The sequence below is a fragment of the Nicoliella spurrieriana genome, assembly GCF_023380205.1.
Classification (GTDB): domain Bacteria; phylum Bacillota; class Bacilli; order Lactobacillales; family Lactobacillaceae; genus Nicoliella; species Nicoliella spurrieriana.
On sequence record NZ_CP093361.1, the window covers coordinates 1,359,692 to 1,386,450 of the forward strand.

At 51.3% G+C, this 26,759-nt stretch carries 1 protein-coding gene (cut by both window edges); it reads right to left on the reverse strand.

All 26,759 nt of this window come from inside a single coding sequence — locus MOO44_RS07255, DUF5776 domain-containing protein, on the reverse strand. Of the gene's 50,511 coding nucleotides, 11,044 precede the window and 12,708 follow it; the stretch shown corresponds to coding positions 11,045–37,803, spanning codon 3,682 (partial) through codon 12,601 (complete); reading right to left, the first codon wholly in view occupies positions 26,755–26,757. Both the start codon and the stop codon lie outside the window.

Sequence of the window (26,759 nt, forward strand, 5' to 3'; positions counted from 1 at the left end):
ACTGGCCTGAACACTGGCCAACGCTACGCTGGCACTGTTCAATGCCACGCTAGCGGAACTAATTGCTGAGTTCCCCTGATTAGCAGCAGCAGTGCTTGCGACGACTGAAGACTGTTGAGTGGCAACGCTAACGTTCCCACTAACTCCGCCAGCAACGGAACGAGCAGTTGAATTAGCACTGGCAGCTTGATCGGCATTCGCACTCGCAGCTGATGAGTAAGTCCCTGCAGCACTATTAGCGCTGGCAGCGGACGTATCAGCAGCACTGGCACTGGCAACGATGGCACTGCTGTCAGCAGCGGCAACGTTCGCGGTCTCAGTCGCAATTGAATTCAATGAATCATTTGCAACGCTCGCGGTGTTGGCAGCGCTTTGAGCTGAACTAGCAGCGGACTGCGCAACGGTAGTTAGACTAGCGGCCAATGTGGCAGCACTAGCGGTACTGTCCGCGGTGGATTGGGCAACGTTCAGGTATGAAGTGGCGATGCTAATTGCAGAATCACCACCGGAAACGTTACCGGCGTTGTAATCAGAGACTGCAACGCTATTGTTAAAGGCGGCCGCAGTCGAATTATTGGCAACGACTGAACTAGCGGACGCAATTGCAGTTGTGTATGAACTAACCACTGCATAAGCACTGGTTGCAATGCTCTTTTGAGCTTGCGCATCAGTGTTGGCACTATTAATGATGGCCATGACACTGTTGGCAGCTGCGGATGCACTCTTGAACGTTGCATTCGATGGATCGTTAATGAAGTAGCTACCAATGGTACTAGTCGTGGCATTAGCACTATTAACGGTGGTGGTTACGACTACCCCGGTCGCACTGGCGGTGGATGCAGCCACGCTGGCAGCTGAATCATCAGCAAACGCAGTGCTGGTGGTCCCGGAAATTTGTCCGGTAGCAACGGCTGAAGCACTGGCAACTGAAGCAGCAACGCTATCGCCACTCTTAGCGGCACTAACGGCGCTTTGGATTGCAGCAGATGCGCTTGCAAAGCTGTTCATTTGCACCCCAATTTGTTGAACATCATTAGCTGCACTCGATGCAGCAGCACTCGCAACGTTAGTGTAACTAAAGATGGCACTGAAGTGGTTCAACATCGTTTGCGCAGTTTCAGAGGCAGTCGCAGCAGCTTGGCTAGCAACCTTCGCATAGCTATCACCAGCAGATGAACTCCCAGCAAGGTATGCGGAATTAGCTGAAGCCACGTTGGTAGCAACGGCACTCGAAGCACTGGCAATCGTGGTATTCAACGCACTATCAGAAGCATGAATGGTCTGGGCAACGAAGGCGGCACTCGATGCGATTGCATTTTGACTTTGGGCATCAACATTGAACGAACTAAGTGCGGCGCTAGCCATTGATGCAACTACGGCAGCACTAGCAACAGAAGCGTTCGAAGCATTGGCACTGATCAAATCAGCCATCCCGCTGTTCACAGCGCTGATGCTATTTGCATTGGAGCTAGCAGCCTTAGCGGCACTCGATGCAACCCCGGCAAATGAACTTGCAGCACTGGCGTTGGTGTTATCACCAGAAGTAACACTCCCGGCAACCGAACTAGCGGAGCCTGCCGTTGTGTTTTCGTTACTTCCGGCAATTGAGGCAGAAGTAGCTTGACTAGCGGCACTTTGGGCAGCAACCACGGCAGTTGAACCAACGGTGGCAGCAGAACTAGCAACTGATTGGTCATCAATTGCCTTAGCAGCAGCGGCACTTGCAACCACGGTTGCAGAAGCGGCCGTAGATGCTAACTTAGAAGTTGATTGTGACTGAGCACTCATTGCACCTGCGGCACTAGCAGCAAGTGAGGTTAAGAGTGCGCCTTGTGAAATATTCCCATCGGTGTATTCAGTGTTGGCAGCTGATACTAAGCTATTCACACTGGCCACGGCCAAGCTAGCGTTGTAAGAATCTAGACTAGCTTGACTCGCAGCAGCGCTAGCCACAACGGATGCACTAGCGGCAACGCTCGTTTGAGCATTCGCATCGGTATCAGCACTAGTGGCAACGCTAGCTGCGGAGTGCGCTAATGCAGCTTGAGCGGCAACAACACTGTTTTGTGGGTTTGCACTAGCCGTTTGATCAGCTACAGTAGCATTACTTTGGGCATTCTGAGTAAAGGTCGTCGTCATTCCAGCAGCAGAACTGGCTTGGGCCGCATCAGTCGAAGCCTGTTCAGCATCAACAGCGGTAGCACTGTAATTGCCATTCACATCGGCAGCATAACTAGCAGCAGTGCTGGAAGTGCTTGCGTTCTCAACGGCAGCGGATTTAACTCCGCTAACGGTTGAGTTCACGGCACTATTGGCACTAGCAGCCGCACTACTATCCGTATCGGCAGCAGCACTAGCATTGGATGCATCTTGATTAGCAGAATTGGCGGTACGATTAGCATCGGCAGCAACTGCCATCGCAGATGCGGCAATCGAAGCAGCCGTTGAAGCAGCAGTATTGGCAGCAATTGCGATTGAGTTCGCAACGCTAGCGGTCGAACTATTACCAACGCTAGCGGCACTAGCAGCAACCTTTGCAGCACTAGTAGCAGTCGAGCTAGCAACGACTCCGGAAGCAGCGGCAGATGAAGCCACACTACTTTGGGTGGTTGCAACGCTAGCAGCGGAACTAGCCACGGAGCTTGCGGATGACGCAACGGAGGCCTCACTCGTAGCGGCACTGGCAGCACTATTGGCAACGGCTGCATATGATGCGATCGTCGTGTTGCTTGGGTTGGCATTGGCAGTCGAAGTAGCAGCCGAAGCATCCTTAGCAGCAGCACTCGCGGTCGTACTAGTGGCAACACTGGTTGCATGGGCAGCAGTATTTGCAGCCGTTGCAGAATCAGTATCGGAAGTAACGGCCATGCTATCAGCATTCGCAGTGGCAGCGAAACTAGTAGCAGTCACAGCATTACTATTAGCAGCACTGGCACTATCGTCAGCCCCACTGGCAATTTGGGCATTGCTCAAGGCCGTCGAAGCAGCCGTAGAGGCAGCATTGGCAGTAGAACTGTCAACTTGCGCCTGCTTAGCAGCACTTTGCGCCGTGGTGTTTGCAACACTGGCAATTGATGCCTGCTTAGCAGCATCTTCAGATTGTGCACTCATGGCAGTTGCACTTTGGGCAGCTTGGGAAGCAAGCAGGCTTCCGTTTGCAATGTCACCATCAGTGTAAGCACTATTGGCAGCACTGGCTAAGCTGTTAACGGCACTGGCAATGGCGTTCGCATTACTTGAATCCACGTTAGCGGTACTTGCAGCGGCTGAAGCTGCTTGATAAGCACTGGCAGCGGTGGATGATTGAGCATTGGCATCGGCAATTGCGGCACTAGCAGTCGCGCTGGCTGAAGTGATGATCGATGATTGAGCCTTGATGTAACCATTAGCAGAATTACTACTGTTAGTGGCAACGATGCTGGCAACTGCACTGTTAGCGGTAGTAATCTGGCTACCATCGCTATTGGCAACGGAAGCAGCAACACTAGCGGTGTTGGCAGCATTAGATGCATTAGTAGCATCGGCATTGGCAGCACTCGCATTGGCACTTACATCGGTGGCATAGCTACTTGCCTTTGCAACATTGGCAGCATCACTAGCTGAAGCGGCGTTAGCGGAAACGGCAGTCGAAGTGGCATCGCTATTGGCGGTGCTTGCAGCAACACTAGCGGCACTAGCAGCAGTGTTGGCACTTTGGGCCACCCCGGCAGCTGAGTTGGCGGTGCTGTTAGCAGCATCTGCAGCAAGCTTAGCAGCAGCTACTGCTGACGCCGCACTTTCGGCATCACTGGCAGCCGAACTAGCGATTGCGTTTTCAACGCTCGCCGTGGAACTGTTTCCAGCACTAGCGGCACTGGCAGCGACTTTCGCAGCACTGGCAGCGGTGGAACTAGCTGTTGATCCGACCTTAACGGCGGAAGTGGCCACACTACTTTGAACAGTTGCAACGCTAGCAGCTGAACTAGCCACGGAGCTTGCGGAGGTAGCAGTTGAAGCCTGTGTTGAAGCAACACTCGCATCACTATTAGCAGCGTTTGCGTAGGAGGCAATCGTTGCATTCTTTGGATTAGCATTCGCGGTTGAAGTGGCCGTAGAGGCATTCTTGGATGCCGCACTGGCAGTCGAAGTAGCGGCAGAGGTTGCCGTACTTGCAACCTGGTTAGCGGCATCTGCAGAGCTTGCGTCAGCACTTACCGCACCACTATCAACACTAGCCGTCGAAACAGCACTAGTGGCGTCGGCAGCATTACTGTTGGCGGCACTGGCACTATCATCAGCCCCACTGGCAACTTGGGCATTGCTTAAGGCCGTCGAAGCAGCCGTGGAGGCAGCATTGGCAGATGCACTGTCCACTTGCGCCTGCTTTGCAGCACTTTGCGCCGCGGTATTTGCAGCATCAGCAATTGATGCTTGATCACTGGCATCATTTACTTGTGATTGCATGTTAGCGGCAGTTTGGGAAGCTTGTGAATCCAAGAGTTTCCCGTTGCCAGTATCCCCATTCGAGTAAGCAGAACTAGCGGCGGCAACGAGACTATTCACAGCAGCTAGACTTGCACTGGCAGTCGTGGAATCAACCACCGCCTTGCTAGCAGCGATCGAAGCAACTTGGGCTTGACTAACCGCAACGCTGGATTGAACGTTGGCATCGGCAGTAGCAGCACTGGCAGTCGCACTGGCAGAAGCAACAGTTGACGATTGGGCCTTGATGTAGCCATTAGCAGCATTACTACTGTTTTCAGCAAAGATACTATTCACGGCCGTTGAAGCATTGGTAACCTGACCACTATCGCCGTTAGCAACCGAAGCAGCAACACTAGCAACGTTAGCAGCACTGTTGGCGGAGTTTGCATCGTTAACAGCAGCCCCGGTGTATGTGCTGGTCTTGGTGTCTTCATTGGTTGCACTCGCATCGACACCGGCATCACTACCCGCAGCAGCACTGGCTGCGCTTGAATTTGCAATCGCAGCACTGGTAGCACTAGCGGCCGTCTTACTATCACCACTAGCAGCCACATTCGCAGCTTGACCCGCATTCGCAGCACTATTGGCGATACTATTTGCTACATCAGCGGCAGCTTTTGCAGATGCAGCGGAAGCAGCGGCATTCGATGCATCATTGGCAGCCGAACTAGCAATTGAGTTTTCAACGCTGGCCGTGGAACTATTTCCGGCACTAGCAGCACTAGCAGCAGCTTTCGCAGCACTATTAGCAGTTGAACTAGCAACAATCCCGGAAGCAGCAGCGGTTGAAGCCACACTACTTTGGATGGTTGCAACACTAGCAGCGGAACTTGCGACTGAACTGGCGGATGAAGCCACGGAAGCTTCACTCGTAGCGGCACTGGCAGCACTATTGGCACTAGATGCTAGCGATGCGATCGTTGAATTCTTAGCATTGTTATTCGCAATTGAAGTAGCAGTCGAGGCACTTTGCCCGGCAGCACTCGCAGTGTTAGCAGCAGCGGCACTAGCATCATTAGCAGCCTGGTTTGCAGCGTCTGCAGAAGTGACATCAGCACTGACGGCACTGCTATCAACAATGGCGGTTGAAGCAGCACTGATGGCGTTCGCAGCGTTACTGTTAGCAGCACTGGCGCTATCATCAGCCCCACTGGCAACTTGGGCATTACTCAAGGCAGTTGAGGCAGCCGTTGACGCAGCATTGGCAGTAGAACTGTCAGCTTGAGCCTGCTTAGCAGCACTTTGGGCCGTGGTGTTTGCAACGCTAGCAAGCGATGCTTGCTTAGCAGCGTCTTCAGACTGCGCACTCATGGCAGCAGCACTTTGGGCAGCTTGGGAAGCAAGGAGGCTTCCGTTAGCAATATCCCCATTCGTATAGGCACTATTGGCAGCACTGGCTAAGCTGTTCACGGCACTGGCAATACTATTTGCAATTCCAGAATCAACGTTAGCGGTACTTGCAGCAGCTGAAGCAACTTGGTAGGCGCTTGCAGCGGTGGATGATTGAACGTTCGCATCAGCAGTAGCGGCACTAACAGTCCCCATTGCTGAAGTAACGGTAGCAGCTTGGGTCTTAATGTACCCGTTAGCAGCATTACTACTATTCGTAGCAATAATGCTATTGAACATCCCGGAAACATTAGCAACTTGACCACTATCACTAGCGGCAGTCGAAGCAGCAACGCTGGCGGTGTTGGCAGCAGTTGATGCATTATTCGCATCGGTATTAGCAGCACTGGCATTGGCACTCACATCGGTGGCATAGCTACTTGCCTTTGCAGCATTGGTAGCGTCACTTCCGGAAGCAGCGTTGGCAGAAACGGCAGTTGAAGTGGCGTTACTATTAGCGGTGCTTGCAGCAACACTAGCAGCACTAGCTGCAGTGTTGGCACTTTGGGCCACCCCGGCAGCTGAGTTGGCGGTGCTGTTAGCAGCATCTGCAGCAAGCTTAGCAGCAGCTACTGCTGACGCCGCACTTTCGGCATCACTGGCAGCTGAACTAGCAATTGAGTTTTCAACGCTCGCCGTGGAACTATTCCCGGCACTCGCAGCACTAGCAGCCGCTTTCGCAGCACTGGCAGCAGTCAAACTAGCAGTGGATCCCACCTTAACGGCAGAGGTAGCAACACTACTCTGGTCATTTGCAACGCTGGCAGCTGAACTAGCCACGGAGCTTGCGGAAGTTGCAGTTGAAACCTGTGTCGAAGCAACACTGGCATCACTATTAGCAGCATTTGCGTAGGAGGCAATCGTTGCATTCTTTGGATTGGCGTTCGCGGTCGAAGTAGCCGTCGAAGCATTCACGGATGCGGCACTAGCGGTCACGGTAGCAGCGGAGGTAGCAGTACTTGCAGCCTGATCGGCAGCAGTCGCGGAGGTGGCGTCGGCACTCACGGCACTGCTATCAACGATGGCGGTGGAAGCCGCACTGATGGCGTTCGCAGCGTTACTATTAGCAGCACTGGCGCTATCATCGGCACCACTAGCCACTTGCGCATTGCTCAAGGCCGTCGAAGCAGCCGTGGAAGCCGCGTTAGCAGTGGAACTGTCGACTTGCGCCTGCTTAGCAGCACTTTGCGCAGCAGTATTCGCATCGCTGGCAATTTTAGCTTGGTCATTCGCATCGCTCACTTGTGATTGCATATTAGATGCAGTTTGGGCAGCTTGGGAAGCCAATAAACTCCCCTGTGCAATATAACCAGCGGTGTAAGCACTATTAGCAGCACTAGTCAAGCTGTTGACAGCCACTTGACTGTTATTAGCAGCAGTCGAGTCAACCACCGCCTTGCTGGCAGCGATCGAAGCGATTTGGGCCTGACTATTAGCACCATTGGATTGAACATCAGCATCGGCAGCGGCAGCACTCGCAACTGAACTAGCTGAAACAACGGTTGCAACTTGAGATTGAATGTAAGCATTGGATGCATTGCTACTATTAGCTGATGCAATGCTATTAATGGTACTAGTAGCACTATCCAATTGCCCACTATCATGATTGGCAACCGAAGCAGCAACACTTGCGGTATTGGCAGCAGTCGATGCATTGGCAGCAGCCGTCGTAGCTGAATCAGTATCAGTATTGACGGTTGCAGAATTAGAATTAGCTTGGGCGGCCGTTCCGGAATTATTTCCATCAGCGGCGTTCGCTTGACTAACGGTCGCATTAATGGCGCTATTAGCAGCGGAAGCAGCAGCACTGTCAGCATTGGCAGCGGTGTTAGCGCTTTGGGCGACTCCGGCAGCAGAATTAGCAGTGCTGTTGGCATTGTCAGCAGCAGTCCTAGCAGCAGCAGCGGAGGCAGCAGCATTTGAAGCATCAACCGCAGCAGAACTGGCAATGGCATTTTGAGCACTGGCAACGGAGCTATTGCCCACACTAGCGGCACTGGCAGCGACACTAGCAGCACGGTTAGCAGTGGCACTAGCCTTAGCACCACTCGTAGCTGCAGAATTAGCAGTGCTATTTTGGGCACTCGCAACGCTAGCAGCGGAACTAGCCACTGAACTAGCGGAGGCAGCAATCGATGACTGGCTCAAAGCATCGGTAGCAGCACTATTTGCAATTACAGCATATGAGGCAATCGTTGCATTCTTTGGATTGGCGCCAGCAGTCGAATTAGCGAGCGAAGCATTCTTGGAAGTCCCAGCATTCGCAACGCTAGTTGCAGCGTTAGCAACACTAGCAGATTGACTTGCACCATTTGCAGCAATCGCATCGGAACTAGCAGCAACTTGATCAACATTTGCACTAGCGGCATTCGCATTGGCATTGGCAGCGTTGCTGTTGGCAGCACTGGCACTGTCATCAGCGCCACTGGCAACTTGGGCGTTGCTAAAGGCCGTCGAAGCAGCCTTTGATGCAGCATTAGCTGTTGAACTGTCTGCTTGAGCCTTAGTAGCAGCACTTTGGGCAGCAGTATTTGCAGCGGCAGCAATCGATGCTTGATCACTAGCATCCCTTACTTGTGATTGCATATTAGATGCAGTTTGGGCAGCTTGTGAATCCAAGAGTTGACCATTGCCAGTATCCCCATTCGTGTAGGCAGAACTAGCGGCGGCAACCAAGCTGTTCACGGCAGCTAGACTAGCGCTGGCCGTTGTGGAATCAACCACCGCCTTGCTGGCAGCGATTGAAGCAACTTGAGCTTGACTGGCAGCAACGCTAGATTGAACGTCAGCATCGGCAGTCGCAGTTGAAGCCACGCCACTGGCGGAAGCAATTGTTGAAGCTTGGGCCTTGATGTAGCCATTAGCAGCATTACTACTGTTTGCGGCAACGATGCTATTAACGGCCGTTGAAGCATTGGCGACTTGACCACTATCACCGTTAGCAACTGAAGCAGCAACGCTCGCAACGTTGGCAGCACTATTAGCACTCGTTAATGCCGTATTCGCATTGCCAGCGTAGGTACTGGTTTGGGTCGCGTAGTTCGTAGCGCTCGTATCCGTTCCAGCATCACTACCCGCAGCAGCACTGGCGGCACTGGCATTGGCACTGGCGGCATTTGTGGCACTATCGGCAACGCTACTATCAGCACTGGCAGCCGTGTTAGCACTCTGGGCAGTACTGTTCGCAGCACTGGCAGCGATCTTAGCAGCATCAGCACTGGTTTTAGCAGCTGCAGCACTCGCAGCAGCATTCGATGCATCATTAGCAGCCGAACTAGCAATTGAGTTTTCAACGCTAGCCGTGGAACTATTACCAGCACTAGCGGCACTGGCAGCGGCAGCAGCAGCACTGTTAGCAGTGGAGCTAGCAATCGAGCCGGCGCTCGTAGCTGCAGTAGCAATGCTACTTTGAACACTGGCAACACTAGCAGCGGAACTAGCGACTGAGCTTGCAGAAGCAGCGATTGAAGCCTGGTTGGCAGCATCACTAGCGGCACTGTTGGCACTGGATGCTAACGATGCAATCGTTGCATTCTTGGCATTCGCATTGGCAGTCGAAGTGGCAATCGAAGCATTCTTCGATGCAGCAGAGGCTGCATGGTTAGCAATCGAATTAGCGGTACTTGCAGCAGCATTGGCTGAATTGGTAGCACTGGCATCAGCACTAACCGCTCCACTATCAACGATTGCACCGGAGGCATTACTGGTTGCATTAGCAGCATTACTGTTAGCGGCACTCGCACTGTCGTCAGCCCCACTAGCAGTTTGCGCATTGCTTAAAGCAGTTGCGGCAACACTAGCAGCAGCATTGGCAGTGGAACTGTCGGCCTGGGCTTGACTCGCAGCTGATTTAGCAGCAGTTGAAGCCGCATTCGCAATTGAGGCTTGCGATGAAGCATCGCTAGCCTGTGACTGCATCCCGATAGCAGTTTGGGAAGCAAGCGACGCCTTAATGCTACCGTCAGTGGCATCCCCATTTGCGTAATCACTATTAGCAGCAGTGATCAAGCTATTCACTAGGCTGGTGCTGGAACTAATGGCATTGGAGTCATTGTTCACTGCAATGACCGCCTTCGAAGCTACTTGATAAGCACTATTGGCAACGCTAGATTGAACCATTGCGTCCTTCGTAGCTGAACCAACGGTCTGATTAGCACTGCTTACAATGGTAGCTTGTGACTTAATAACGCCGTTCGCAGAATTACTCCCATTAGCAGCCATAATGCTATCGATGGCACTCGAAGCATTGGTAACCTGACCACTATCAAGATTAGCAACGGAAGCAGCTGCACTCGCAACATTCGAGTAGCTCCCGGTATCATTTTCATCAGAATTAACTACACTTGCATTATTAGCAGTTACTGAGTTGTAGCTATTTGCGGTGCTAGCAGTGGTTGAATTATTGCCAGAAGCAGCATTCGCAGAACTAGCAGTGGATGCAGCCGCACTATTGGCACTAGAAACGACCGTACTATCGGAGCTAGCCACACTATTGGCACTTTGGGCGGTATTGTTAGCAGCACTCGCATCGTTAGCAGCAGCATCAGCAGCAGCTTTAGCGGATGCAGCAGCGCTAGCGGCATTGGCTGCATCATTTGCAGCGGAACTAGCCTTAGCCTTCGCGGAAGCAGCAGCAGAACTATTCCCCGCATTGGCTGCAGCAGAACCGGCAGCAGCAGCGCTACTTGCAATTGAATTAGCAGTCACACCAGCAGCATTGGCAACACTAGCGGCACTATTTTGAGCACTCGCAATTGATGCATCGACACTAACCTTAGCACTAGCCGAAGCGGCTGTGGATGCCGCAGTTGAAGCGGCATTCGCAGCACTATTGGCACTGGATGCTAATGCTGAAATAGCGGAATTCTTCGGGTTAGCATTGGCAGTCGAAGTGGCAGCGGACGCGCTCTTAGCAGCATCGCTGGCGGTTGCAGCAGCAGCTGTATTCGCGGCGCTTGCAGCCTTACTGTTCGTGTTGATAGCACTTGCATCCGAAGTAACGGCAGTGCTATCAGCATTGGCGTTGGATGCAGCACTAGCAGCATTGGCAGCATAACTAGTGGCAACACTAGCATCATTATCAGCAGAACTAGCCTGTTGAGCAGCAGTAAGGGCAGCACTAGCAGTTGCAACGGCACCGCTAGCATTGCTTTGATCATTGGCAGCCTTAGATGCAGCAGCCTTCGCACTTGCAGTTGCAAGCGAAGCAATTGACGACTGCTTTGATGCATCAACGGATTGAGCATTCATTCCAGCAGCAGCTGTCGAAGCCTGTGCAGCTAGGAGACTTCCACCGTTAATATCACCATTTGAGTAAGCAGCATTCGCGGAACTGATCAATGCATTCACGTTGTTGGCGGTCAAACTAGCGTTATAAGCAGCTAAGTTCGCGGAACTAGCGGCACTAGTAGCGACTTGATAGTCACTGTTGGCGTTACTAGATTGAACATTGGCGTCCGAAGTGAGACTGTTTGCGGCTGAAGCAGCACCACTTGCAATCACAGTTTGTGAGTTGATGAAACTGTTATTACTGTTAGCAGCAGCGATACTGTTGATGGAAGTCGAAGCACTTGTCACTTGGTTACTATCTAAACCAGTAGCAACTGCATTTGAAACCGCTTGGGCAGCGTAGTTAGATGCAAGTGCTGCGCTTTGCGTTGCAGCAGTTGCAGACGCATTGATCGAATTAAGGTAACTATTTGCAATCGAGCCGGTCCCTGAATCCATTCCAGAAGCTGAATTAGCAGCTGAATTAGCGGAACTACCAGCAGCATTGGCGCTTTGTGCCGCACTATTAGCGGAACTAGCAATGTCACTGGCACTTTGCGCCGTACTATTGGCTGCACTCGCAGCATTCGCAGCTGCATTGGCAGTTGATCTTGCTGTATCAGCATTTGCAGAAGCATCGGCAGCATCGGCAGCAGCAGAACTGGCAGCAGAGCGTTCAGCACTAGCAGAGGCACTATTACCAGCACTAGCAAAACTAGCGGCAGCACTGGCGGCACTGGAAGCAGCAGCATTCGCACTGGTCCCACTAACGTTCGCAGTACTTGCGATGGTGGATTGAGTAGCAATCACGCTGCTGGCACTAGCAGCATTACTGCTTGCGCTATTGGCAACGGAAGCAGCACTGGATGCAACGCTTGCGGCTGAACTAGCGGCACTAGCTGCAGATTGAATTGCAGTATTGCTTGGGTGCAATGAAGCAAGAACGGAAGCAGCAATTGAAGCGGCACTAGCTGATGCAGCCGAACTAGCAGCGGTGCTAGCAGCCGTCTTAGCAGATTGATCAGCACCACTGGCAACGGAAGAATCACCACTAATGGCACTGCTATCAGCGTTAATATCGATTGCAGCGCTCGTTGCATTGGCAGCATCACTAGATGCTAGACTAGCATCATTATCAGCACCACTGGCAGCTTGGGCATTGCTCAAAGCACCAGCGACCACGCTAGCAGCAGAATTAGCAGTGGCACTATCTGATTGGGCCTTCGAAGCGGCAGTCGAGGCATTGACAGTTGCAGCAGACGCAATTGAGGCCTGATCAGAAGCATCATTAGCTTGTGAACTCATGGCAGTTGCAAGTGATGCCGCTTGGGAAGCAATGTAGCTACCGTTAACAGCATTTCCAGCGGTATATGCACTGTTGGCAGCACTAACTAAGCCGTCAACGGCAGCTTGATTAGAAGCCGCTGCACTGGAATCAGCATTGGCCTTGCTAGCAGCAGTCGAGGCTACTTGGTAGTTACTAGTGGCAATCGATGATTGATTCGTTGCATCGGTAGCAACGGAACTCAGCACTTCGTTAGCGGAACTAGCGGCAGTCACTTGAGCCTTGATGTAACCATTGGAAGCATTGCTCCCGTTAGCCGAGAAGATACTATTAATTGAAGTCTCATTATTATTTGCTTGTCCACTATCACTATTAGCGACTGAAGCAGCCACGCTCGCAACGCTGGCGTCGATCGATGCACTGCTTGCATCAGTATTTGCAGCACTGGCGTACGAACTAGTGGTAGTACTGTTGCTATTGGCAGTATTCGCAGCACTCGCGTTGTTCCCAGCGGCCTTGCTGGCAGCACTGATGGTCGAATTAATGGCACTGTTTGCACTGGATGCAGCAGTACTATCAGCACTGGCAGCACTATTAGCAGCAGCTGCAGCACTATTGGCAGCACTCGCATCATTAGCTGCGGAATCAGCAGCCGCACGAGCGGAGGATGCGGAATTAGCAGCATCGGAAGCGGCACTGGCAGCCGAAGCGGCAATGCTGGCTTCAGAACTGGCAGCCGAGCTGTTGCCGGCCTTCGCAGCGGCAGCTGCGGCACTCGCAGCGCTGGTGGCCGTCGAGTTCGCAGTAGACCCAGCGGATGCAGCTGAAGATGCGGCACTATTTTGTGCACTCGCAACACTAGCAGCCGAGCTAGCCTTAGCACTGGCAGCCGAAGCGGCACTCGATTGGTTAGCGGCATCGGAAGCGGCACTATTAGCAGATGAGGCTAGTGATTGAATCGTTGCATTACTTGGGTTGGCATTGGCAGTCGAAGTGGCCGTTGAAGCAGCCTTAGACGCCCCACTAGCAGCGGTGCTAGCGGCAGTACTGTTCAAACCAGCAGCGGAACTATCAGCATTGGCAGTACTTGCATCGGAGCTAGTCACTACACTGTTGGAAGCAGTATTGGAATTGGAAGCAGAAGCATTGGCAGCATTGCTGTTAGCGGCGCTAGCACTATCATCAGCCCCACTGGCAGCTTGGGCGTTGCTCAAAGCATTCGCAGCCGTTGTTGATGCCGAATTAGCAGTCGCACTATCTGCTTGGGCCTTCACAGCGGCACTATTGGCAGCGGAAGCAGCTGAGTCAGCAAGCTGAGCTTGATTTGTGGCATCACTAACCACTCCACTCATTGCAGCAGCGGTTGAAGCAGCCTGGGAAGAGAACGTCGTTCCCGTAGCGGTATCACCAGCAGCAAAGGCACTGTTAGCAGCCTTAACCAAGCTATTCACAGCAATCACACTGGCACTAGCGGTAATCCGATCGTTATTTGCATTACTTGCAGCAATTGAAGCCGCTTGAGATTGTGCATTGGCAATGCTAGATTGAACATTCGCATCCGAAGCTGCGGCACTAGCCGTAGAATTTGCCCCACTAGCAATCGTAGCCTGTGATTGGATGAAGCTATTCGAAGCATTACTGCTGTTTGCCGAAAGAATACTATTGATCGAATTCGATGCATTCATGACCTGACCGCTATCGCTGTTGGCAACTGAGGCGGCAAGGCTGGCCGTATTCGCAGCCTTCGATGCATTTGTTGAATCCGTATTCGCAGTCCCGGCATTCCCAGAAATAGTGGTAGCATAGCTATTGGCAGTGGTACTAGTGGTGGCATTGCTGCCGGCAGCGGCACTGGCAGCACTAGCATTCGCATTGGCGGCGGCGTTGGCACTGGCAGCCGTACTATTATCAGCACTAGCAGCATTATTGGCACTTTGGGCCGCACTGTTTGCAGCATTGGCATCAATGGATGCGCTATCGGCCGTCGACTTGGCAATTGAGGCCGAAGCAGCAGCATTCGAGGCCGTGCTCATTGCAGAACTAGCAATTGAATTCTCAACACTAGCCATCGAACTATTACCGGAACTGGCAGCTTTAGCAGCAGCACTAGCGGCACTGGTGGCCGTTGAACTAGCCTGATTGCCAGCATTAGCAGCACTGGAAGCGATGCTATTTTGAACGCTAGCAACACTAGCGGCCGAACTAGCCCGACTGTTAGCAGCAGAAGCACTGGCGGCTTGCGCTGCAGCAGCACTAGCGGCGCTGGTGGCACTAGAAGCCAATGACTTCACAGCCGAATTACCAGGTGTGGCGTTCGCAATCGAATTAGCGGTCGAAGCATTCGTAGAAGCGGATGCAGCAGCACTATTAGCAGACGTGTTGGCAGCACTGGCGGCCGAACTATTCGCGTTGATCGAAGTTGCATCAGCACTAACGGCACTACTATCGGTGTTAGCAGTGGTAGCATAGCCACTCGTTGCAGCAGCATTGCTGTTAGCGGCACTGGCACTATCATCTGCCCCACTGGCGGCTTGGGCGTTGCTCAATGCAGTTGAGGCAGCAGTTGAGGCAGCATTAGCAGTGGAACTATCCACTACTGCAGTCGAAGCAGCAGTGGAGGCAGTCGTTGAGGCAGCAGCAGCATTGGAAGCTTGATTAGATGCATCAATCGATTGGGCACTCATAGCAGTGGCAGTCGCTGCAGCCTGGGAAGCTAGGAAGGAACCATTAGCAGTATCACCCTTAGTGAATGCACTGTTAGCAGCGCTAACCAAACTAGTTACTAGGCTAGCGTTGGAACTAGCAGCATTAGAATCTAACGCTGCCTTACTTGCAGCCAATGAAGCTGATTTTGCAGCGGAACTAGCGGTACTAGATTGCAGATCAGCATCAGCAGTTGCGGCACTAGCCGTCGAACTAGCTGCAGCGACTGCCTTTGCTTGGGCAGCAATGTAGCTGTTCGAAGCGTTACTACTATTTGCTGATTCAATACTACTAATTGCACTAGCATTATTGGTGATTTGACCACTGTCACTATTAGCGACTGCAGCAGCCACACTCGCAACACTGGCATTGTTAGCAGCATCACTCGCATCATTTGAGGCAAGCGTAGCAGAAGCGTCGGTGGCACTATTGTAGCCGTTAGCAGTGTTGGTAGCTCCAGAATTCCCACTTGCAGCTGATTGGGCCGCACTAGTGGTCGAATTAATGGCACTGTTTGCACTGGATGCAGCCGTACTATCAGCATTGGCGGCACTATTGGCAGATCCTGCAGCAATATTGGCAGCACTGGCATCATTAGCTGCGGAATCAGCAGCCGCACGAGCGGAGGATGCGGAATTAGCAGCAGTGGAAGCTGCATTGGCAGCGGAACTGGCAATGCTGGCTTCAGAACTGGCAGCCGAGCTATTGCCGGCCTTCGCAGCGGCAGCTGCGGCACTCGCAGCGCTGGTGGCCGTCGAGTTCGCAGCGGAACCAACGGACGCAGCTGAAGATGCGGCACTATTTTGTGCACTCGCAACACTGGCAGCCGAGCTAGCCTTGACACTGGCAGCCGAAGCGGCACTTGATTGGTTAGCAGCATCGGCAGCGGCACTGTTGGCAGATGCGGCTAGTGATTGAATCGTTGCATTACTTGGGTTGGCGTTGGCAGTCGAAGTGGCCGTCGAAGCAGCCTTAGACGCCCCACTAGCAGCAGTGCTAGCGGCAGTACTGTTCGAACCAGCAGCGGAACTAGCAGCATTAGCGGTACTTGCATCGGAGCTAGTCACTACACTGTTGGAAGCAGCATTGGAATTGGAAGCAGAAGCGTTGGCAGCATTGCTGTTAGCGGCGCTAGCACTATCATCAGCACCACTGGCAGCTTGGGCGTTGCTCAAGGCAGTCGAAGCCGTCGTTGATGCCGAATTAGCAGTGGAACTATCTGCTTGGGCCTTCGAAGCGGCAGTATTCGCAGCGGCAACGGCACTCGCAGCACTAACGACTTGAGTAGAGGCATCAGTTGACTGAGCAATCATCGCAGCAGCGGTTACTGAAGCTTGTGATGAGAGATAAGTTCCCTGACTAGTATTCCCAGCCGCAAAGGCTACGTCAGCAGCACTAACGAGGCTGTTAACGGTGCTGGCACTAGCACTGGCAATATTATTATCATTATTTGCGTTACTTGCAGCAATTGAAGCAGCTTGAGATTGCGCATTGGCAATGCTAGATTGAACATTCGCATCCGCAGCTGCGGCACTAGCCGTAGAATTTGCCTCGCTAGCAATCGTAGCCTGTGATTGGATGTAGCTATTCGAAGCATTACTACTGTTTGCCGAAAGGATACTATTGATCGAATTCGATGCATTCATGACCTGACCGCTATCGCTATTGGCAACTAAGGCGGCAAGGCTGGCCGTACTTGCAGCCTTCGACGCATTCGTTGAATCCGTATTCGCAGTCCCGGCATTGGTACTAGTAGCAACTGCATAGCTATTGGCAGTGCTCTTAGTCCCAGCATCACTGCCAGAAGCGACACTGGCAGCACTCGCATTCGCAATGGCGGCGGCGTTAGCACTGGCAGCCGTACTATTATCAGCACTAGCAGCAGTATTGGCACTTTGGGCCGCACTGTTTGCAGCACTAGCATCAACAGAAGCGCTATCGGCCGTCGACTTGGCAATTGAGGCCGAAGCAGCAGCATTCGATGCCGAAATCATTGCAGAACTGGCAATTGAATTCTCAACACTAGCCGTCGAACTATTACCGACACTGGCAGCTTTAGCAGCAGCACTAGCGGCACTGGTGGCCGTTGAACTAGCCTGATTGCCAGCATTAGCAGCACTGGAAGCGGTGCTATTTTGAACGCTGGCAACACTAGCGGCCGAACTAGCCCGACTGTTAGCAGCACTAGCACTAGCGGCTTGCGCTGCAGCAGCACTAGCGGCGCTGGTAGCGCTAGAAGCCAATGACTTCACAGCTGAATTACCAGGTGTAGCGTTCGCAATCGAATTAGCAGTCGAAGCATTCGTAGAAGCGGATGTAGCAGCACTATTGGCAGAAGTGTTGGCAGCACTGGCGGCCGTACTATTCGCGTTGATTGAAGTAACGTCAGCACTAACGGCACTGCTATCGGTGTTAGCAGTGGCAGCATAGCCACTCGTTGCAGCAGCATTACTGTTAGCTGCGCTGGCACTATCGTCTGCTCCACTGGCAGTTTGGGCGTTGCTCAATGCAGTGGAGGCAGCCATGGATGCAGCATTAGCAGTGGAACTATCTGTTTGTGCTTGCTTAGCAGCACTGGAAGCAGCCACGGATGCAGCATTTGCAATTGATGCTTGATTAGAGGCATCAGCCGATTGAGCACTCATGGCAGTTGCAGATGCAGCAGCTTGGGAAGCAAATAAACTCCCGTTAGATGCATCTCCAGCAGCGTAGGCGCTATTGGCTGAACTGATCAAGTTTGCAATCCCACTTGCAGCATTACTGGTCGTATTCGAATCAATTGCGGCTTGGTTAGCAGCACTAACAGCAGCCTGGTAGGCCGAATTGGCGGTACTGGATTGTAAATCAGCATCGCTAGCAGCGGAACTAGCGACTGAATTAGCTGAGCTTGCAGTTGAAGCTTGAGTGCTAATGTAGCTATTGGAAGCATTACTACTGTTGGCAGAGAAAATACTACTAATTGAATTCGATGCACTAGCAACTTGATTACTGTCACTATTAGCAACCGTAGCAGCCTTACTTGCAGTTTGCGCATCATTGGATGCGCTATTGGCATCAGTAGCTGCAAGCTTAGCACTAGCAACTGTCGAAGCATTGTAGGCACTAGCAGTACTACTAGTAGTAACATTCCCGCTCGTAGCAGTATTAGCAGCATTGGCAGTCGAACTAGCCGCGCTGTTGGCGGAACTAGCAGCCGCATTCGCTGCACTTGCAGCCGCGTTGGCAGAACTAGCATCAATATTGGCGGAATCAGCATCGTTGGAAGCGGAGTTTACAATCCCCCTTGCAGTGGCTACAGATGCAGCAGCAAGCGTGGCCGTGATGATTGCTGAACTAGCAGTTGAAGCATCCTTACTAGCGGCTACACTATCCCCATTTTGAGCGGCACTGACGGCAGCAATCGAAGCAGATTGGGCACTGGCATACGCACTGTCAGCTACCTTAGTGGCTGATGTTGCAACTACAATTTGGGCACTGATCGTAGCCGCATCGGAATTAGCCCTGGAATTAGCAGATGCAGCAGCACTGGATTGAACCGCAGCATTCGTGGCAGCAGAAACGGCGGCCGATGCGAATGACTTGATCGTGGCATTGCTTGGATTTGCTGAAGCAGTGGCAACAGCAGATGCAGCTTGTACGCTCGCAGATTGGGCCTGAACTGATGCACTGGCAGCAGCACTAGCGGTACTCGTAACTACACCGTTAACAGCACTAAACTGCGTCCCCATGGCCGAACTATCACTATTTGCATTAGAATCGTAACTACCAGTTTTAATCGTAGCGCTGGAAGCGTTGGATGCATAGCTAACGGCTGTACTTGCATTGGTAGCAGCTGTAACGGCACTGCTCATTGCACTACTCAAGTTAGTGGCAGAATTAACATCATTAGATGCAACACTGGCGGCTGAAGTGGCACTCGTAGTTGCAGTTGCAGCACTTTGACTAGCAGTCTTAACAGACTCTGCATCTTGGGAAGCAAGGGCCGCATAACTAGCGGCGTTGGAATTAAATTCACTTGCAACTGGATAGTTATGGGCAGCATCGGCAGAGTTAGCTTGCGAAGCAGCTTGACTAGCTAAACTAGCATTAATGCTTGCTGAATTATTGTTGTTATTGGCAACTACGGCAGCGGAACTAGCAATTTGATATTGACTAGCTGCAACGCTAGCGGCACTATCAGCATCCTGCTTCACTCCGGACAATGCAGCACTAGCACTCGTAAAGGATTTGCTTGCAGAACTGATGACCGGGTTGCCAGAATTAGCAGCATTACTTACATAGCTATTCATAACTGCACTTTGCGCATCCGCGTTGTTAGAATCACTGGTAACGACGCTGTCAGCGGAACTAGCCGTGCTATTAGCATTTGACGCACTCGTAGCATCAGCATTCGCACCACTTGCATACGAACTAGCAACACTGGATGCAGAACTGGCAGCACTACTATTGGCAGCGGCAGCATTACTTGCCCCGCTCCCTTCATTTGCAGCGGCACTAGCGGCAGTGCTCGAGGCACTACTCAAGGAATTCATAGCAACATTAGCGCTATTCTCATCAACTACCGCTTGGCTAGCAGCTACAGAAGCGGTATTCACTAAGTTTGCAGCATCTGATGCAGCAGAACTGGCAGCACTAGCACTTTGGCTAGCTTGGTTAGCAACGGAAACCGCACTGGCAGTATAACTATCACCATCAGATGTATCACCAGTCTTGTATGCAAAACTAGCTTGCGCATAGTAGCTATTAGCACTAATTACAAAACCAATGATTGCTGAACTAGCCACACTGATCAATGCAGATTGTGAAGCCACGGCTGAAGAAGCGCTACTTGCGATGCTCTTTTGAATTTGGGCGTCGGAATTAGCACTATTAATTACCGTCATGGCACTATTGGCATTTGATGCTGCGGACTTAAAGGTCTCATTATTCGGATCAGTAGCAGCAATGCTATTAACTGCACTGTTCATCACCGTTGCACTGGCATTATCATCGCTAGTTACCACAGCAGCAGAACTAGCGGTTGATGCATAATTGCTAGCATTGGTAGCGTCAGTTCCCACTGCCACACTGGCACTATTAGTTGCAGCACTAGCAGAGCTAGTGGTACTACTTGCCCCACTAGCAGCGGCACTTCCACTATGATCAGCAGCATTAGCACTATTCGCAGCACTGGCCGCACTGGCGAAACTACTCATTTGCACCCCGATTTGGACAACATCATTTGACGCACTCGCTGCAGCGGAACTGGCAATCGTGGTGTAACTCAAGATGGCACTGGATTGATCAATCATCACTTTAGCAGCACTAGCAGCAGTTGAGGCGGCAGTGCTTGCAGCAGTTGAGTAATTATCTCCATCACCGGTGTTTCCAGCAACGTAAGCGGAGTTAGCGGATGCAACGTTGGTAGCCACCGCACTAGATGCGCTAGCAATGGTACTACTCAATGCGCTGTCGCTACCATAAATGCTAGTGGCAACACTCGCTGCACTGGATGCAATCGAATTTTGGCTCTGCGCATCGACATTGTATGAAGCAATGGCAGAATTAGCAGCACTTGCTGAAACGGCATAGCTAGCTACTGAAGCATTCGAAGCATTGGCATTCACCAAGCTAACAATTGATTGGTTTTCGCTACTAATACTATTAGCGTTGGAACTTGCTAAACTAGCGGAACTAGATGCATTTTTTGCATAGGAGTTAGCTAAACTATCGTTATTACTGTCACCAGCAACGACACTTCCAGCAGCGGAACTAGCTGAAGTGGCAGTGCTGGATTCATTACTACCGTTAGAAGTAGCATTAGCAGCTTGACTAGCTGCAGATGAGGCAGCATTGTTGGCATTAGCTGCATCAATAGCAGCTTTGCTGGCCACTGATTGATCCGAAATTGCCTTAGAAGCGGCAGTCGATGCAACCACCGTTGCGGAAGATGCGGTCGATGATTGGGCTTGCGCATCCTTGACTAAGTTCGCCATTCCAGAAGCAGCATTGGAAGCTTGAGATGCAAGGTTTGACCCCTGATCATTGTTTCCAGCAGTATAGGCACTATTAGCAGCAGCCACTAAGCTGTTTACATTGTTGGCGGTCAAACTAGCAGTTACTGAATCTTTATTAGCTTGAGCGGCTGCATTGCTGGCAACTACGTAAGCACTATTAGCAGTGCTGGATTGAGTATTAGCATCAGCTAGTGCGCTCGTAGCAACATTAGCGGCAGAGCTAGCAACCGTTACTTGATTCTTAACAATCGTGTTCGTAGCTGCAGCAGAAGCAATCGAATTAGCAGCGGTTGCGTTACTTTGGGCGGTACTGTTAAAGCCACTGGTAGCAACAGCAGCGGCACTAGCTTGAGAAGCATAGGTAGAGGCACTATTAGCAGCAGTATTGGCGCCATTAGCAGCGGTGCTAGTCGCATCATTGGCACTATTGGCCGAACTAGCAGTTCCAGAATCATTACTGGAAGCATTAGTAGCAGCATTGGCAGTCGAACTAGCAGCACTGTTTGCACTAGATGCAGTATTACTATCTGCACTAGCTGCGCTGTTGGCACTTTGGGCAGCACTATTGGCCGAATTAGCATCATTATTAGCTCCATCAGCAGTATTCTTTGCATTCGAAGCAGTTGCAGCATAGCTAGCTGCTGCACTGGCGGCATTGCTTGCAATTAACCGTTCTGAACTGGCGCTAACGCTATTACCAGCACTAGCGTAGCTAGCGGCATTTGAAGCCGCAACACTGGCGTTATAACTCTCAATGTTACCAGAATTGGCAGCCACACTGGCAATTACGCTTTGACTATTAACCACCGAAGCAGCAGAGCTAGCCTTAGCACTAGCGGATGAAGCAACCGATGCTTCGCTAACCGCAGCACTAGCGGCAGTACTTGCAGTGGAAGCTAATGATTTGATCGTAGCATTGCTTGGGTTGGCTGAAGCAATTGCAGATGCAGAGGCTGCACTAGCAACGGCACTTTGGGCCGTAGCACTAGCAGCTGCGCTAGCGGAGTTCGCAGAAGCTGAAGCACTAGTTACACTTGTAGCATCTGAATTAACTGCAGCGTTATCAACCCCAGCACTAGCAGCTGCTGTTGATGCATTGGCAGAATAACTAGATGCTAAACTAGCATCGCTATCAGCCCCACTGGCATTTTGCGCATTGTTCAATGCGGTGGAAGCAGCAGTGGAGGCAGCATTAGCATTTGAACTATCAGTTTGAGCTTGCTTGGCAGCACTAGCAGCAACCACAGCGGCAGAACTGGCAATTGATGATTGAGTAGATGCATCGCTAACCTGGGCACTCATTGCATTAGCAGATGTAGCAGCTTGAGAAGCGAAGATGCTCCCATCAGTTATATCACCAGCTGAGTAAGCACTATTGGCGGAACTTACGAGAACTGCAATTGCACTAGAACTAGCGGATGTGGCACTAGAATCAATTGCTGCTTTATTAGCAGCACTAGCAGCAACTTGATAAGCAGAGCTAGCAATGCTGGATTGGGTATTTGCATCCAAAGCAGCGGCACTCGCAAACGAGCTAGCGGAACTAACCGTTGAAGCTTGGGTACTGATGTAACTATTGGAAGCATTACTGCTATTAGCAGCAATAATGTTACTGATTGCATTCGAAGCATTTGAAATCTGGGTACTATCGCTGTTAGCAACTAAAGCGGCTTCGCTCGCCGTTTTAGCATCATTCGATGCTCCATTAGCACTATCGCTTGCAGCGCTGGCGTAAGCAATCGTAACGCTATTAGCGGAACTAGCAGAGCCATTCGTCCCGGAATCAGTATTAGAAGCATCACTAGCAGCATTCGCAGTCGAAGTAGCTGCACTGTTGGCAGAACTGGCAACACTGTTGGCGGAACTTGCAACGCTATTGGCAGCATTAGCATCGTTAGTGGCCGAGCTGGCATCATTAGCTGCGGTATCTGCTGCTGATTTAGCAGCTGCAGCGGATGATGCAGCATTAGATGCATCGTTATTGGCATTACTTGCAATGGAAGCATCTGCACTTGCAGTCGAACTATCCCCACTTTGGGCAGCAATGGAAGCAGCAATTGCTGCAGAACTAGCCTTTGAAGCAGCTGTAGAGGCTACTGTGGAGGCTGTACTTGCAGCGGATGTTTGGGAACTGATCGTAGCAGCATCTGAGTTAGCCCGTGCATGGGCAGAGCTAGCTGCAGAAGCAGCACTAGCAGCAGTACTGGATGCAGTGGCGGCACTGGATGCTAACGAAGCAATCGCTGAGTTCTTCGGGTTGGCACTAGCAACTGCAGCAGCAGAGGCAGCTTGACTACCCGCTAAAGTGGCTTGCGATGCAGCAGTGGAGGCAGCAGTAGAAGTACTGTTCACAGCATTGGAAGCAGCTGATGAATCAGTAGCAACCGCCTTACTGTCAGCATTCGCATTGTTAGCATAACTGGATGCACTAGCTGCATAACTGGAAGCAGCACTGGCGCTATCATCGGCCCCACTGGCGTTTTGCGCATTGCTCAATGCAGTTGAAGCAGTTGATGATTCATTGTTAGCAACGGAGCTATCAATAATTGCATTAGATGCAGCAGTCGAAGCTACAGTCGATTCTGAAGTAGCGATTGATGACTGAGTAGCTGCATCATCAGCTTGCGACTTCATTGCGGAAGCCATTGAAGAAGCTAGTGAAGCATTGAAGCCACCAGTAGTGGCGTCACCAGCAGCATATGCACTATTAGCAACGTTAACTAAGCTGTTAACCGCACTAGCAGTGGAGCTAGCAACACTCGAATCACTAGCAGCCTTGCTAGCTGCAGTTGAAGCGGTGCTGTAAGCATCGGCAGCAGTCTTAGATTGGGCATTTGCATCCGAAGTAGCAGAACTTGCAACCGAGCTAGCGGAACTAACCGTTGAAGCTTGGGTACTAATGTAGCTATTTGAAGCATTACTACTGTTGGCAGAGAAAATACTACTAATTGAATTTGATGCACTAGCAACTTGATTACTGTCACTATTAGCAACTGAAGCAGCTTGACTAGCAGTGGTGGCATCACTAGCTGCACTATTCGCAGCAGTACTTGCGGCACTCGCAGACGTACTAGTAGCTGAATTGTAACCATTAGCGGAATTGACAGTGCTAGAATTATTGCCAGATGCAGCAGAAGCAGCGCTAGCAGTTGAACTCGCAGCATCGTTAGCTGAACCAGCCACACTGTTAGCGGAGCTAGCCACACTGTTAGCGGAACTAGCCGTACTGTTGGCAGAATTAGCATCATTGGTAGCGGAATCAGCTGCTGATTTAGCAGAGGCGGCAGTACTTGCTGCATTGGATGCATCGTTAGCGGCAGCACTGGCAGCCGCAGCATCTGAACTGGCAGCGGAACTATTGCCACTTTGAGCATCTGCTGAAGCGGCACTGGCAGCGGAACTAGCCTTAGAAGCGGCAGTCGATGCTGCAGTTGACGCAGAACCCGCAATTGAATTTTGAGCACTGATCACTGCCGATGCAGAGCTTGCTTTGACACTAGCTGATGCAGCAGTCGAAGCGGCAGTTGATGCAGCAGTACTTGCTGAAGCAGCACTCGATGCTAATGAAGCAATTGCTGAGTTCTTAGGGTTGGCTGACGCATATGAGGCAGCAGATGAAGCGGCAGAACTAGCTGCTTGTGATTGAGCAGCAGCATTCAATGCATTGGAAGAAGTACTATTCACTGCAGTGGAGGCAGCAGATGAATCGTTAGAAACTGCAGAGCTAGCAGCACTGGCGTTGCTTGAGTAACTACCAGCTTGACTAGCAGCACTCGATGCGTTCGAAGCATAACTGACCGCTCCATTTGCAGTTGAAGCCGCAGCAATTGCTGATGTCATCTCACTACTCAATGTGTTTGCGGATGTAGCACCGTTCGATGCAACACTCGCAGCAGATTGTGCAATCGAAGTTGCATTCGATGCAGATACACTAGCTGCCTTAGCTGAATCAGCATTAGTAGCAGCGGATGATGCAAAATCAGCAGCAGTGGAGTTGTATGCACTCGCTTGGGTGTAGTTACCGGCACTATTAGCAGATGCAGCTTGGCTAGCGTTTTGACTAGCTAAGCTAGCATTGATGCTAGCCATTGCACTATTACTATTCGCAACGGAAGCAGCGGAACTGGCGACTTGATATTGGCTAGCTGCAACGGAGGAGGCGCTATCAACATTTGTCTTGATCCCGGATAATGCAGCACTGGCACTGTTGAAGGTCGAATTTGCACTCGAGATTGCAGAGTTCCCGGAGTTAGCAGAGCTAGTTGCGTAAGCACTCATGGTCGAACTTTGGACGTTGGCATTGTTGGAAGCATTGGTAACGACTACGTCAGCGGAACTAGCCGTGCTATTAGCAGTTGATGCCTTAGTAGCATCGGCATTGGCACCATTTGCGTATGAAATGGCGGCACTGTTAGCAGAACTAGCCGTAATACTGTTATTAGATGCAGCTGAACTAGCGGTACTACCCTGATTAGCAGCAGCGGAACTGGCAGCCGTTGAAGCAGCAGTTAGTGAATCAATTGCAACACTAGCAGATTGTTCATCCTTAACAGCTTGATTAGCTGCACTTTGGGCAGATGATACTAAACTACCGGTCGTAGCGGCCGCACTAACGGCGACACTAGCAGCACTACTTGCAGAGCTTGCAACGGCAACGGCACTCGCTGTGTAAAGAGAACCATTTGTGACGTCCCCCTTGGTGTATGCGGAGCTAGCCAATGCGTAGTAGCTATTCGCACTTGAAACGGCAGCACTCATATTAGCATTCGCAGAACTAACCAAAGCAGCTTGTGAAGACACGGCTGAAGAAGCGCTACTTGCGATGCCCTTTTGAACCTGGGCGTCGGAATTAGCACTACTAATTACGGTCATGGCACTATTGGCAGTGGAAGCTGCAGAACTAAAGGCCGCATTACTTGGATCATTAGTGACGAGGCTGTTGATCGTGTTCGTCATCGTGGTAGCACTAGCATTGTACCCACTGGTCTTAGCCGCAGCGGAACTAGCTGATTGATATGCACTATTAGCATTATTAGAATCAGTTGTTACTGTCCCTTCGGCAGATGATGTCACTGCACTTGCAGAACTAGTTGTGCTAGCTGCACTACTTGCATTATTATTCCCACTATTGGCAGTCGAGGCTGCACTGGAGGCTGCACTGGACGCATTCGCAAAGCTACTCATTTGAACGGCCATGTTTTGCACATCTTTAGCCGCACTGGAAGCAGCCACACTCGCAATATTGGTTTGACTCAAGATCGCACTTGAGTTATTGATCATGCTTTGTGCAGTAACGGAAGCCACACTCGCAGCCGTACTTGCAGCAGTCGAGTAATTATCACCATCACTAGTGTTTCCAGCAACATAAGCGGAGTTAGCGGCAGCCACATTACTATTAACCGCACTGGATGCGCTAGCAATGGTACTGTTCAATGCACTATCTGAACCCTGGAGTACGGTCGCAGTACTTGCGGCAACCGAAGCAATTGATTTTTGATTTTGCGCATCTGTGTTGTATGAAGTAATGGCAGAATTAGCCAGACTGGCTTGAGTAGCATAACTAGCCACCGAAGCATTTGAAGCATTGGCCTTAGCAAGGCTAGCGATTGAATCATTAACCGTGTTGACACTATCAGCACTAGAACTAGCTTGAC